This window comes from Microbacterium sp. 4R-513 (assembly GCF_011046485.1).
In the GTDB taxonomy this organism is placed as follows: domain Bacteria; phylum Actinomycetota; class Actinomycetes; order Actinomycetales; family Microbacteriaceae; genus Microbacterium.
Genome location: NZ_CP049256.1, coordinates 2128574 through 2141299, shown reverse-complemented (window position 1 = coordinate 2141299; position 12726 = coordinate 2128574). Strand labels below are relative to the sequence as shown.

Annotated in this window: 12 protein-coding genes and 1 tRNA gene; 5 read left to right on the top strand and 8 right to left on the bottom strand. The window is 71.5% G+C overall.

The window, feature by feature from the left end; translation table 11 throughout:
- Window positions 1–402 (bottom strand): ester cyclase, encoded by a 402-nt coding sequence (locus G5T42_RS09275; protein WP_165127924.1) that lies wholly within the window; start codon window positions 400–402, stop codon window positions 1–3.
- 179 nt (window positions 403–581) lie between these two features.
- Here G5T42_RS09275 and G5T42_RS09270 point away from each other — a divergent pair, with 179 nt between their 5' ends.
- The gene (locus G5T42_RS09270) at window positions 582–1940 is read left to right on the top strand and encodes a D-alanyl-D-alanine carboxypeptidase (RefSeq protein WP_165127922.1); all 1359 of its coding nucleotides are present in this window, start codon (window positions 582–584) and stop codon (window positions 1938–1940) included.
- 4 nt (window positions 1941–1944) lie between these two features.
- Here G5T42_RS09270 and G5T42_RS09265 read toward each other — a convergent pair whose 3' ends face one another.
- From G5T42_RS09265 to G5T42_RS09250, 3 genes are all read right to left on the bottom strand, one after another.
- Window positions 1945–2187, bottom strand: coding sequence for a hypothetical protein (locus G5T42_RS09265; RefSeq protein ID WP_165127920.1), 243 nt, complete (start codon window positions 2185–2187; stop codon window positions 1945–1947).
- 57 nt (window positions 2188–2244) lie between these two features.
- Window positions 2245–2472 (bottom strand): RNA-binding S4 domain-containing protein, encoded by a 228-nt coding sequence (locus G5T42_RS09260; RefSeq protein WP_165127918.1) that lies wholly within the window; start codon window positions 2470–2472, stop codon window positions 2245–2247.
- Between the two features lie 483 nt (window positions 2473–2955).
- Window positions 2956–3028: transfer RNA gene (locus G5T42_RS09250), tRNA-Arg, on the bottom strand.
- Window positions 3029–3175: 147 nt separating this feature from the next.
- Here G5T42_RS09250 and G5T42_RS09245 point away from each other — a divergent pair.
- Window positions 3176–5263 (top strand): penicillin acylase family protein, encoded by a 2088-nt coding sequence (locus G5T42_RS09245; protein ID WP_165127914.1) that lies wholly within the window; start codon window positions 3176–3178, stop codon window positions 5261–5263.
- 25 nt (window positions 5264–5288) lie between these two features.
- Here G5T42_RS09245 and G5T42_RS18000 read toward each other — a convergent pair whose 3' ends face one another.
- Complete coding sequence (locus G5T42_RS18000; RefSeq protein ID WP_347103718.1) at window positions 5289–5498, bottom strand: hypothetical protein; 210 nt, start codon at window positions 5496–5498, stop codon at window positions 5289–5291.
- Window positions 5499–5984: 486 nt separating this feature from the next.
- Between G5T42_RS18000 and G5T42_RS09235 the strand changes: the two genes are divergently transcribed.
- On the top strand, window positions 5985–6833 hold the full coding sequence (locus G5T42_RS09235) for an SDR family oxidoreductase (protein ID WP_241245760.1): 849 nt from the start codon (window positions 5985–5987) through the stop codon (window positions 6831–6833).
- 6 nt (window positions 6834–6839) lie between these two features.
- On the opposite strand, the gene G5T42_RS09230 is transcribed toward G5T42_RS09235, so the two are convergent.
- Window positions 6840–7271: a YdeI/OmpD-associated family protein gene (locus G5T42_RS09230; protein ID WP_241245759.1), complete on the bottom strand. Its 432-nt coding sequence runs from the start codon at window positions 7269–7271 to the stop codon at window positions 6840–6842.
- A 350-nt stretch (window positions 7272–7621) separates the two neighbouring features.
- Here G5T42_RS09230 and G5T42_RS09225 point away from each other — a divergent pair, with 350 nt between their 5' ends.
- A complete protein-coding gene (locus tag G5T42_RS09225; RefSeq protein WP_165127912.1) occupies window positions 7622–8035 on the top strand; it encodes a DUF4383 domain-containing protein in 414 nt (137 codons plus the stop codon).
- Window positions 8036–8055: 20 nt separating this feature from the next.
- Complete coding sequence (locus tag G5T42_RS09220; protein WP_165127910.1) at window positions 8056–8613, top strand: hypothetical protein; 558 nt, start codon at window positions 8056–8058, stop codon at window positions 8611–8613.
- A gap of 37 nt (window positions 8614–8650) precedes the next feature.
- On the opposite strand, the gene G5T42_RS09215 is transcribed toward G5T42_RS09220, so the two are convergent.
- Together G5T42_RS09215 and G5T42_RS09210 are read right to left on the bottom strand one after the other, a co-directional pair.
- Window positions 8651–9601 (bottom strand): aldose 1-epimerase family protein, encoded by a 951-nt coding sequence (locus G5T42_RS09215; RefSeq protein WP_165127908.1) that lies wholly within the window; start codon window positions 9599–9601, stop codon window positions 8651–8653.
- A gap of 124 nt (window positions 9602–9725) precedes the next feature.
- Window positions 9726–12698 carry an immunoglobulin-like domain-containing protein gene (locus G5T42_RS09210; RefSeq protein ID WP_241245758.1) on the bottom strand — a complete coding sequence of 991 codons (2973 nt, stop codon included), beginning with the start codon at window positions 12696–12698 and terminating at the stop codon, window positions 9726–9728.
- Window positions 12699–12726: the final 28 nt, after the last annotated feature.

The following is a 12726-nucleotide window of genomic DNA, read 5'->3' as shown; positions in this document are numbered from 1 at the left end:
CTAGACGCGCGGGGCGCCGAGCTGCGCGAGCAGCTCGAACTCGTAGCCGCCGCCGGAGAACTCCGCGATGCGGCCGTTCGCCACGCGGTACATCGCGAACTCGGCGACGTTGACATGACGGCGGGTGGGGGCGATTCCGCGGAAGTCTCCGACATGCGTGCCGCCGGCGCGGAGGTGCGCGGCGATGCGGTCCTCCTCGACGACGAGCTGGATGCGCCGCCAGCGCCAGTCGGGGAAGGCGCGGAAGAGGTCGTCCAGGTCGGCGACCCACGCGTCGGCCCCGCCGGGAAGGTGGGCGCGGCGCACCGACGGGTCGACGAATCCGCGAACGGCGTCGAGATCGTGGCGATTGCAGGCGTCGAGGTAGTCGGCGTACCACTCGCGCATCTCCCAGGGCTCCACTTGCCCATTATCCGAGGCGGTGCTCTCCGCCGGCGCCGGCGACGTTGCGGGGCTCCGGGCACCGTTATCCACAGTCGGCCGACGCTCCCGCGGCGGCACGCCGGGACGTGAGAGTCTGGGGCGATGGGCGGTCCCGGGAAGCAGCGTGGGACGGGATCGGGCCGCGGCGGTGCGGCCTGGTGACGACCGACCAGCCCTCCCCCGACGAGTTCTCGACTCTCGCCGACCTGATCGGCGACGAGCGGGAGTTCGCGCGCCGCGCGACCGACACCGATCCGCGGGTCCGCCGGCGGCGCAGGCTCCGGCGGTCCATCATCGCCCTCGTCGTGATCCTGCTCCTGGTGGGCGTCCCGAGCGGCTACACGGCATGGGCGCTCACGGCGCCCCTCGCACCGCCCGTTGCGACGGTCCAACAGCCGCCGCCTGTCCTCACGGCGCCGGACGCACTCGCGATGCCGGCCGAAGGCGCGTCGGCGATCAGCGTCTCGGGCGGCGACGTCTACCTCGGCCCCACGGCGAGCGGCATCTGGACCACGAGCGGATCGGACGAGCCGCGGCCGATCGCGAGCATCACGAAGCTGATCACCGCCCTCGTCGTACTCGACGCCAAGCCGCTCGCGACCGCCGACGACGCGGGCCCGATCATCACCTTCGACAAGGCCGCCAACGATCTGTACGACAAGTACTACCTGATGGGCGCGACGATCGCGGCGATGCCGACGGGCACCCGGATGTCGCAGCGCGACGCCCTCGCGATGATGATCATCCCCTCGGCGAGCAACTACGCCGAAGCCGTGTCGACCTGGGCGTACGGGTCGCAGAGCTCGTTCCTGCGCGCCGCGCGCGCGTGGCTCGCCGCCAACGGCCTGACCGGCACGACCATCGTCGAGCCGACGGGGATCAGCCCCGAGAACACGAGCACGCCGACGGATCTGATCGCGCTCGGCAGGCTCGCGGCATCCCATCCGGTGATCGCGAAGCTCGCGTCCACCAGCTCTCTCGCCATCGAGGGCGTCGGCGCCTTCGGCAACACCAACAGCCTGCTCGGCAGCAGCGGCGTCACGGGGCTCAAGACCGGCAACCTGGGCGAGGGCGCGTTCACCCTGCTGTACTCCGCCACGATCGACGTGGGCGCGGATCAGCCGCTCGGTGTCATCGGCGTCGTGCTGGGCGGCGCGTCGCGGCAATCGGTCGATCACGACGTCGTGGCCCTGCTCGACAGCATCCGCGCCGGCTTCCACGATGTGACCGTCGCCACGCGCGGCCAGCAGATCGGCACATTCACCACCCCGTGGGGCGGCAGCGCCCGCATGGTGCTGGCGAAGGATGCCTCCGTGTTCACGTGGTCCGACACACCGATCACGATGAACGTGCAGACGGTGACGCCCAAGCGCTACGCGCAGGACGAAGAGATCGGCAGCATCACGTGGACGGCCGGGCCGAACTCCACGACGGTTCCCATCGTGATCGAGGGGACGATCGCGCCGCCGACCGATTGGTGGCGCCTGACCCATCCGTCCGAGCTCGGGGCGGGTTAGCGCCTCAGGGGGTGGGCGGAGCCCCGCCGGGACGGCCGCGGGTCTCGCGACGCCGTCGCACGGCGATCGCGATCGCGATCCCGATGAGCACGAGCCCCACGACGAGCACGATGGGGCCGATGACCGCCCACAGCGTCGAGCCGCTCATCGCGGAGCCGCCGAGGACGTTGAGACCCTGGAGCGTCCAGACGAGCCCGATGGCGACCAGGATGACGCCGGAGACGGCGAACGGCCACACTCGCTTCACAGACCCGACGATAGATCGTTCGATGCGCCTCCGGAAGACGGCACCGCCATCCGCCCTCTATGGGCAGACGCGCACCGTCCGACCGTCGAAGGTCACCGTGTCGCCGAGCTGAAGCTGTCTTCCGCGGCGGCGGTCGACCTCGCCGTTCACGAGCACATAGCCGTCGATGATCGCCTCTTTGACGTCGCCGCCCGAGTCGAGGAGTCCGGCGAACTTCATGAACTGCCCGAGCCGGATGCCACCGCCGCCGATCGGGACGTCGTCGATCGGAGCGGCGTTCGTCATCCCCGAATGCTAGCCGAGCCTTCGGTGGCCGCCCTCCCCCGTCCTGACCGGGCCCTGAGAGCGACCCCCGGCAGATCTGGTTCAGCCGAGCTGAGCGCTGCAGCGCGCGTCCTCGGTCTCACACAGCCGGCCGTATCCACGCAGCTGAAGGCTCTCGAACAGGTCGTCGGCGAGCAGCTCTTCATGCGGGGTGCGCGCGGGGCAGCGCCGACGCCCGCGGTTGCAGAAGGTGTCCGCGTCCAGCTCGTACCGGGATTGCCTGACGCGCTCTTCGACGCGCTCCGGGCCGGCACCTTGGACCTCGTCATCGCGTCGCAGCGGCCGCCAGGTCGCACCATGACCGCGGAGCCACTCGCCGACGCTCGCGCGTCGGATCCGCGCTAACCACCCTCAGCCGAAGGCTCATCCAAGGGCCGACTTATCGGAAACAACGAAGACCCGCGGAAATCCGCGGGTCTTCGTCAGTACTGTCTCAACACAGTGCGCGCCCGAAGGGACTCGAACCCCTAACCTTCTGATCCGTAGTCAGATGCTCTATCCATTGAGCTACGGGCGCACGTGCCCCGCACGAGACGGCGCGGAGGCACTAGGCGAGCTTACCCGATGGTCGGCCGAGGCGCGAAATCGAGCGCGGATCCCGTCGGGACAAGGCATCCGTCACCCGCGGTCGCCCGCGCCCGCGCTGGTGGGCCAGACTCGTGAGGTGACCGCCCGCCTCTACCGCGACGACCTCGGCATCCCGCATGTGCGCGCGGACCACGTGCTCGACCTGGCCGACGCGCAAGGCGAGGTCACGGCTCGGGACCGCGCCTGGCAGATCGAGGTGGGCCGGCTGAAGGCCGAGGGGCGGCTCGCGGAGCTCATCGGGCGAGCCGGGGTCGCGTGGGACGTCTTCGCGCGCCGCGCGCGGCTCGACGACACCGCCCGGCGCGCCTTCGGCGGGCTCGACGCCGGCACGACCGCGTTCGTGCGGGCGTATGCCGAGGGGGTGCGGCGCGGGCTCGCAGCGACGACGGCGAGCGAGTTCGCCGCGCTCGATGCGCACTTCGGAGTCGGTTGCGACCGAGGCGAATGGCCCGATCACGGTCCGCTCCTCGTCATGCACGCCGCGCACGTGCTCTTCACGTCGTACCCCGCGATCCTGTGGCGCGAGCACGTCGTGCGAACGCTCGGCGAGGACTGGGCAGAGCTTTTCGAGGCGGGCGAGGCGGGGCCGACCTCGGGCAGCAACGCGTGGGCGCTGCACGGCTCACGGACGGGATCCGGGATGCCGCTGCTCGCCGGCGACCCGCACCGGATGTTCGAGCTGCCCGGCGTGTACCAGCAGGTGCGGCTCGCGTGCGACGAGTTCGACGTCGTCGGCCTCACCTTCCCGGGGGTCCCCGGCGTGCAGCACTTCGGCCACGCGGGCTCGGTCGCGTGGGGCATCACGAATGCGATGGCGCACGGTGCCGACGTCCTCCGCGAGACGCTCCGCCGCGCCCCCGACGGCTGGGAGGCCCTCGGGCCCGGCGGCTGGCAGCCCGCGCGCGTCGAGCGCTCGATCATCCGCGTCCGCGGCGGCGACGACATCGAGGTGGAGGCGATCGAGACCGCTCGAGGGCCGGTCGTGACGGACCTGCGCGAAGACGGCAGTCACCTCGTGGGCTGGTCGGTCCGCCTTCCCGCGCGCGCCGACGGCGACCTCGGATTCAGCTCCCTCCTCCCCCTTCTTCACGCCCGCAGCGCCGACGACGTCGTGACGGCGTTCGGCGGGTGGGTCGACCCCGTCAACCGACTGCTCGCCGCCGACACGACCGGCGCCGTCCGCTCCGCGACGGTCGGCCGGCCCTTCGCCCGCCCCGCCGCGCAGCGCCTCCTGGCGCTCGACGCCCCCCTCGACGACGTCGCGCCGGCTGCACCGCTGCCGCGCGCGATCGACGTGGAGGACTGCGCCGTCGACGCGAACGAGCGCCCCGACCGCCCCGACGTCGACCTGGGGTCGGGTTACGCCGCGCCATACCGCGCGGACCGCATCCGCGTGCTGCTCGACGAGCTTCGGCCGCGGAGCATCGACGACTTCCCGCCGATCTGGGGCGACACGCGGCTCGGATCGGCGGAGGCCCTCCTCGCGCACCTGCCGAGCGGACCGCTCGCGGGCCCGGAAGAGGACGTGCGGCGCGCACTCGCACAGTGGGATGGACGCATGGATGCGGCATCCGTCCCCGCGGCCATGTTCGCGGCATGGCGGGACGCACTCGTGCGCAGGGTCGTGTCGCACCCCGCGCTCGCGCGGCTCCACGAACCGCACGCTTTCGGCGCGGTGTACGACTCGTGGTTCGGACTCGAGGCGCACGTCGCCCGCGGACTGCTGCGCCTGCTCGCGCATCCGCCTCTGGCGCAGGATGCCGCGTCCCTCGCCCGCGACGCCCTGAGCGACGTGGCCGGGACCCAGGCCGACGCCTGGGGCGCACGGCATCGGCTGATGGCTGCTCATGTCCTGGGCGCGGTGCCGGGGATGGACGACCCGGCGGCCGGATTCGCCGTCGCGCTCGACGGCGACGGCGACACCGTCCGGTGCACGGCGTCGACGCCCGGGTTGAGCGCACGAGCATGGCGCGGGTCGGTGGCCAGGTGGGCGTGGGACCTCGCGGACCGCGAGCGGAGCGTGTGGAACGTGCCGTTCGGAGCTTCGGGCGATCCGGCGTCGCCGCACCACGCGGATCAGCTCGGCGCCTGGGTCGAGGTGCGGCCGGCACGCATCGTGACCGCGTGGGAGAGGCTGCGCGACGAAGGGACGATCGGCCGCTGAGGCGACCCCGCCACTCGGGGACCGGTCAGGCTGGGTCCAGGTCGGCCTCTGCCAGCTCCCGCTCGGCCTGCCCGAGACGGCGGCGGTGCGCGCGCAGGCGCGGGAGGTCGACCAGCCGAAGCGCCTGCATGCGGGCGTCGCGCATGGTGTCGTAGTCGGGGTCGTTCTCGGCCCGCATGCTCTCGACCTGGAGGCGCCGTTGCAGGTTGGCCTCGACATCCCCCCCACGCGGCATCGCGTGCCTCCTCGACGAGCGCGCGCACCGCCTCCGGGTCGTCCGCGCGCCGTCGCAGCTCCTTCGAGACGCCGACGTACTGGCGCTCGCGGCGACGGAGGTTGCGGGTGTCGCGATCGCGATAGTCGTGCGTGCCGTGCGAGTCGCTGTACTTGCCCCAGGCCGCCTTGCGCTGCCGGCGCACGGTGGCGGCGGCATCCGCCTGCTCGTCCGCGAGCGCGAGGAGCGTCTCGCGCGCGAAGGCGGCGACCCGGTCCGGGTCGTAGTTCTCGCCGTTCGCGATGGCGTCGACGAGGATGTGGTTGCGCACGGTCAGCCGGGCAGCGGCCGATGCGATCGACAGGCCTTCCTCGACGGCTTCCGCAGTCCGGGCCATGCGTCCACCTCCTCCCCTTCGAGGCTACCGAAGACGCCCCGATGACGAGGCCTCCGGGAATTCGGAGAGAATCGTCTCTGCGGTCCTGCAGGGACGCAGGGAGGACGACGATGGCGAGGATGCAGCGGCTCGACGTGCGAGGGCGCACGACGGTGATCACGGGGGCGGCGAGCGGCATGGGCGCCGAGGTGGCGCGGGAGCTCGACCGCCGCGGGGCACGCCTCGCGCTCCTCGACCGCAACGCCGACGGGCTCAGGGAGCTGGCCTCGTCGCTCACCGGCACGAGGCACACCACCCACGTCGTCGACCTGACCGACGACGACGCGGTGTTCGCGCTCGCGGGCGGGATCGAGGCATCCCATCCTCACGTGCAGGCCCTCATCACGTGCGCCGGATCGTCGATGCTCGGCGACATCGACCAGCTCACGATGGAGGAGATGCGCTGGCTCATGGAGGTCAACCTCTGGGGCACGGTGAACGTCACGAAGGCGCTCCTTCCCGCTCTGCGCCGCGCGCCCGCCGCCCACATCACGCACCTCGTGTCGATCTACGGCCTGGCGGCGCCTGCTGGGCGGATCCCCTATGCCATGAGCAAGTACGCCGTCCGCGGCTTCACCGAAGCGCTGCGCCACGAGCTGGAGGCGTCGAGCGTGAGCGTCGGCGCGATCTACCCCGCGGGCGTCAAGACCGGCATCATCCTGCACGGGCGCTTCGCGGCGGCCATCGAGCCGGCCGTGGCGGAGCGGGTCGCTCGGGCGGGCGCGGCGATGTACCACACCGAGCCCGCCGACGCGGCCCGCAGGATCGTCGATGCGACGATCGCCCGCAGGGCGCGGACGATGGTCGGGCGGGAGGCCCGCCTCGTCGACGTGCTCGCGCGCGTCACGCCGAACGGCTACTGGCGCTTCATGCGCCGGGCTCTGCGCGACACGATCGACACGAGGACGCCCGTGCGCTGACGGCGGTCAGCCCGCCAGCTTCGCGACGACCGCGTCGATGCGCCGCGTGCGGGTCTCGGGTGCCTTCGCCGACTCGACGCTCGTGACGTGCGCCTTGCGGTGGCTCGGCGCGAGGGCGTCGAATGCCTCGCGGACGCCCGCGGCCGCGAGCGCAGCGGCCAGATCGTCGGGCACGTCGACACCGCGCGGTGCTGTGTCGAGCTCGACGTCGACCGTGATCGGGTCGCCGCCCTTGATGCCGCTCGCGGCACGCCTTTCGGCGCTGAACGGGATGAGCGATCGGCCCCCCATGACCCCGACGGTGCTCTCATACTCGAACCCGTTCACCGAGACCTTGACCGCGGGGCGCTTGCCGCCGCCGAGGGCCTCGATGATCTCGGCCGGCACCTCGATGCCCGTGTTGTTGCCCAGCTGACTCATCGTCGTCTCGAATCGCACGGCACGAGTCTGACATGAAGTAGCAACGCATACGCCGGTTGGCAAGCCCTTCGGCGGCCCGAGGATCGCCGGATACCGTCCTCATACCGCCTTCAGGCGGGCACGACCCGGTCGACCGGCGCAGCGGAGCAGCCAGCCCAGCGCGGCGACGACCGTCGAGGCACGCCGCGGCCCTTGCGCGCCGCTCGGCCACGGCGTCCGAATGCAGAGAGCCTCGGAGAACACTCCGGGGCTCTCTGCTGCGCGCGGAGTGCGGATTCCCCAGCCGGAATGCCCAAACCGATCGCAATGGCGCTCCGAAGAACTCCCGACGCGGTCAACAGCGCCGCGCACGAACAGGAGGTCCTCCCATGAGCTCGTCACCGAACCGCATCGTCGCCACGATTTTCGGCGCCGTCTACCTGCTCGTCGGGCTGCTCGGCTTCGCCGTCACCGGCGGCGTGGGCTTCATCTCGACCGAGGGCGGCCTGCTGCTCGGCATCTTCGAGGTGAACCCGCTGCACAACGTCGCGCACCTCCTCATCGGCGCGGCTCTGCTCGCGACCGGCCTGCTCTCGGTGAAGGCCGCCAAGACGACGAACATCACCATCGGCGCCGTCTACCTGCTGCTCGGCATCGTCGGCTTCTTCCTTGTGGGCACGGCGCTGAACATCCTCGCGCTCAACACCTTCGACCACTTCCTGCACCTCGCGAGCGCCATCGTGCTGCTGGGTGTCGGGCTCGCCGCTGACCGCGAGCCCCAGCTGTCGGGCCGTACGGCCTGACCCGCCGAGACGAGACGGACGTGCACACTGCGACGCAGGCAGCGCCGGCCCAGGCTTCCCGACGGGGGACGCGGGATGCCTCGGTGGCGATGTGGCCCGCGATCGCGGCCTGGGGGGCAGGGCTCGTCCAGCTCGCACTCGGCGCGGGTGCGGTGACGGGATCGAGCGGACAGCCAGCCGGTCTCCCGCTCATCGCGCTCGGCCTTCTCGCCCTCGCCTGGGGGGCGTGGGCACTCGCCCGCGGACGCGTGATCGCGCCGCGGGCGGGTGTCGCCGGCGTCCTGGCCGGCCTCGTCTCGGGGGCCGTCGCACTCTCGATCGACCCCGCCCGCACGAGCGTCGTGGCGATGGCCGCGGCATCCGCTCTGCTCATCGCCGTCGCGATCGGGTGCGGTCGCGCGCTGCGCGCGAAGGACCGGGCGACGGATGCCTCGAAGCCGGGCCTGGCCGGCATCTTCATAGGCGCGGTGCTCGTCGCCGCGATCGTCACGCCCGCGCTCGGAGCGACCGAGGCGGGGCGGCTCGCCCCCGACCACAGCGTGCACGGCGGGGTCATCGAGGACCCGCACCACCACTGACCCGCTGCTCGCCCCGTCCCGCGGATGGCGAGCGGGGTCAGAGGGCCGAGATGCGCCAGGAGGCGGACGACTCCTCGCCGGGCTCGAGGACGACAAGGCCCGCGTCGTAGTCGTAGGTATCGACGTTGTAGGCGTCGGGGGCGCACGTCATCGGCTCGACCGCCAGGCCGGCGCGATGGCCGGGGGTGATGTCGCCGCCCGGAAGGTCGGCCGTGTGGATCTGCACCCACGGGCACGCGGCATCCCACGTCATCGCGACACCCGTGCCCGAGGCATCCGTGAGGGTCACCGTCGCGAGCCCCTCGTCGTCCCGCGCGAGACCGGTGTACGCGTGGTCGATCTCGACCCCGCCGAGGGGACGCGGCGTGCGGTAGTCGAAGCGCGCTGCGTCGGCCTCGGCGACCGGCGTGAGGGCCGTGGGGATGAGGCGGCTGTCGGTCACGAGCAGCACGTCGTCGGCCGGAAGCCCGAAGGTCCACTCGTCGAGTCGCGACGAACCGGCGACGAGGTAGGGGTGCGGCCCGGTCCCCCACGGAGCCGCCGAGCCGCTGTCGTTGCGCGCCTTCACCGTCTGCGTGAGTCCGTCGGCCGACAGCGCGTAGGTCGTCGTCACCTCGACCCGCCAGGGATAGCCCGCCTGCGGCTCGATCGTCGCCGAGAGCGTGACATGGTCGGCGCCTGCGTCGGTGACATGGAAGTCGAGCCACGGGGAGAGGCCGTGAAGGGCATGACCGCGACCGGGCTCGGTGAGCGGGAGCTGGTGGTCGGTCCCGCCGAAGGAGTAGCGACCGTCGACCACGCGGTTCGGCCACGGCGCGAGGGTGGTCCCGCGGTAGCCGGGTCGCAGCTCGTCGGCGTCGAAGGGGACGACGAGGTCGCGCCCCTCGTGGCGCAGGGAGCGCAGCGACGCGCCGACGCTCGCGACGACGGCTTCGTAGGCTCCCGAGCGGAGGGTGTGCTGGATGCCGGAGACAGGCGTGCGGGCCATGGGGGGCTCCTTGATCGACGGGGGTTCGGGCGTTGTTCAGATTAGCGGCGGGAGCGGATGCCCCGTCTCGGGGGTCGCATGGCGAAGGGCCCGCGCCGTGCAGCGCGGACCCTTCGCGCGGCGGTCAGTTGCAGCCGGCAGCGGGCACCGTGACGGTGGAGCTGTGGCTGCGGCCGTCGGTCGCCGTCGCGGTGACCGTGACGGCGTCCGCTCCGATGGAGGCGAGGCGCGTCGTGAACGACACCGAGACGCTCTTGCCCGCGGCGACCGTGACGGTCTTGCTGCCGTAGGCACCGGTCACCCTGACGTCGGCCGAGACGCCGTCGGCGTTGCGGACCGTGAGCACCTCGGTGATCTTGCCCGCGACGCAGCGCGTCGCCGCCGTCGTGACGATGTCGACGGCGAGCGAGACCGCCGAAGACGTCGACACGCTGACGCGGGCATCGGTGTAGCCGTCGTACTTCGCCGTGACGCTTCCGACACCGGCAGGCACCTCGGTCGTGGCCTTGCCCGCCGAGAGCTTGACCGTCTTGCTCCATGCGCCACCCGTGAAGGTGACCGTGCCGGCGACCTCGCCGCCGTCGGCGGCCTTGACCACGGCGGTGACGTCGCGGCCGTCCGCCGTCAGGGTCGTGGTGGATGCCACGGCCTTGACCGCCGACCAGGAGTTGACGGCGTTCAGCACCGACTGGTTGACGCTCACGAACGAGCCGTGGCGCGGGCTGGCCGGGAGCCCGCCGACGGGACGGACGTTCCACTCGGCACGCTGCGACAGGCGGTCGGCCTGCGAGCTCGATGCGATCGCCGACCCGCTCGTCACGAACGCGCGGTAGCCGCCCGCTCCGTAGTTGTCGACCAGGAAGACGTAGCCGTCTCCGGCCGCGTTGTTGTTCGGGTCGCCCGCGTTGAGCTTGACGATCTCGGGGCCTTCACCGGCCTGGCCGGTCTCGAGGCTCGTCATGCGGGTGTCGGTGAGCTGCCATGTCGTGTTCGGGTCGGCCGACCAGTTCGACTGCGTCGTGGGGGCCGTCAGCACCTTCGACTTCTCGAGGAAGATGTCCTTCCCGGCCTCGAGGATGCCGGCGGTCCCGCTCTCCTCGTTCTTCGAGAAGCGGTAGTAGTAGTCGCCGATCTTCGTGACGGTCGAGTCGATCCGGGCGTAGCCCGTGTCCTGCCAGCTGGTGGGCGGGTAGGTGAAGGTGCGGAAGTCGCGCGTCAGGACGTAGTACACCCGTGCGTAGAGCTTGTCGCTGTTCGTGTGGGCCGCGTCGGCGTACATGCGCGACGAGAAGAACACGACGTACGACTGCAGCGCGTCATCCCAGTACGCCTCGGGCGCCCACGTCATGCCCGCTTCGGGCTGGTTGATCGTGATGCCCGTGTTGGCGCCGTTCGTCCGCGTCCAGCTCACGAGGTCGGTCGACTCCCAGACCTCGATCTTGAGGCTGCCGTTCGACTGCGCGGGGCCCCAGCCGGTGCCGCAGCTGATGCACAGGTCGGTCGCGACCATGTAGTACTTGTCGCCGTCCTTCGAACGGAGGATGTACGGGTCGCGCAGGCCCTTGGTGTCGGCCGTCGAGGTGATGACCGCGTTGCCGCCGTTGACGGGCGAGAACGTGAAGAAGTCGTTGCCCGACGTCGCCGCCTGGTAGATCTTCTCGTCCGAGTCCGACTTGAAGTACGCCGCGGCATAGCCCGCATCAGGGGCCCAGCGGCCCTTCTCGGCGACCGTCACCTGGAAGGTGCGCTCCTGCGTCTGGCCGTTGAGCGTCGCACGAGCCGTGAGGGTGACCTGCTTGTCGCCGTCGCCGTAGGCGGGGCGCTTGACGATGCCGCCACCGGCATACGGGTCGGCCGCACCGACGGCAGGCGCCGCGTACGAGGCATCCGTCCCCGTCACGAGCGCGGGGTCGGACGACGTCCACGTGATGGCGGCGCCGTTCGCCGAGCCCTTGACCGCGAGCGGGAGGTTCTCGGTGGTGCGCTGCGCGAGCACGATCGCGTCGAGGTCGGCCGAGACGTTCGGCGCCTTGACGATGACGTCGAGCGTGATGGTCGTGCCGAGCGACGTCGTCGCGGTGAGCGTGACGGGGGTGTCGGCCGAGATCGAGCGCGAGACGACGCCGGTCGTCGAGACGACCGCCGGGTTCGAGCTCGCCCACGTCAGGGCGATGCCGTTCGAGGATGCCGGGAGCGTCAGCTTGCTCGTCACCTGGTCGAGCGACGGGTTGGCGCCGAGGACCGTCGGGGTGATGTCGAGGCGGATGACGCCGTCGGTCGACGCCTTCTTGTCGGCAGCCGTCGGCATGCTCGAGGAGACCTGATCGGCCGTGAGCGAGACATCCCAGAACTTGACGTCGGTGACGTCGGCGCGCAGCAGCGCATCGCCCGTGTACAGCGAGCGGCCGAGGTAGCCCAGGGTGCTGCCGGCCGGGATGATGGAGCTCAGCGAGTTGGTGTGCGTCACCGTGGAGATCTGCACGCCGTCGCGGTACAGGGTCAGCGTCTGGCCGCTGCCCACGAGCGTGAGGGTGGTGAAGCCGGGGTTCAGGCCGCCGCCGTTGGGCATGCGGGTCTCACCGTTGGCGGTCGCGGTCTTCACGCGGATGCCCGAGAGCACCGCGTTGCTGTACGCGGATTCGCCGGACCGCGGGTTGACGAAGACGTGGTTGCCCAGCGCCGTCGTGTTCCACGCCCCGACGCCGTCTCCGATGACCCAGCCGAACTGGTTCGTGGCCGTCTGGGTGGTGACGGTGTACTCGACGGTGAAGTTGTTGTCCGTGCCCGTCACGAGCCCCTTGGGAAGCGCCGCGTAGCCGTCGGCCTTGAACCGCAGGACGTCGTCGTTCGAGCCGACCTTGACGAACGACGAGTCCGTCAGGCTCGTCAGCGTCGCATTGCGGCCGTTGCCCGACACATCGAGGAGCGACGTGCCGGAGTGCGACATGTCGTAGTGGGCCGACGGCGCCGGGACATCCGCCGCCTGGGCGGCCGTCGGCGCCGCGAGCCCGAAGGCCGTGACAGCGAGGACGCCCGCGAGCGACGAGGCGAGGGCACGGCGACCGAACCCCCGCCGGACCGCGCTCACCTTCTTCATGGTGGTTCCTGATCTCATCTGCGAGACC

Excerpts from the sequence above, each read along its gene's own strand:
- G5T42_RS09260 (WP_165127918.1), bottom strand. The coding sequence starts at position 2,472 with ATGACGAACGCCGCTCCGATCGACGACGTCCCGATCGGCGGCGGTGGC.
- G5T42_RS18000 (WP_347103718.1), bottom strand. The coding sequence starts at position 5,498 with ATGCCGCGTGGGGGGGATGTCGAGGCCAACCTGCAACGGCGCCTCCAG.
- G5T42_RS09235 (WP_241245760.1), top strand. The coding sequence starts at position 5,985 with ATGGCGAGGATGCAGCGGCTCGACGTGCGAGGGCGCACGACGGTGATC.
- G5T42_RS09225 (WP_165127912.1), top strand. The coding sequence starts at position 7,622 with ATGAGCTCGTCACCGAACCGCATCGTCGCCACGATTTTCGGCGCCGTC.
- G5T42_RS09215 (WP_165127908.1), bottom strand. The coding sequence starts at position 9,601 with ATGGCCCGCACGCCTGTCTCCGGCATCCAGCACACCCTCCGCTCGGGA.
- G5T42_RS09210 (WP_241245758.1), bottom strand. The coding sequence starts at position 12,698 with ATGAAGAAGGTGAGCGCGGTCCGGCGGGGGTTCGGTCGCCGTGCCCTC.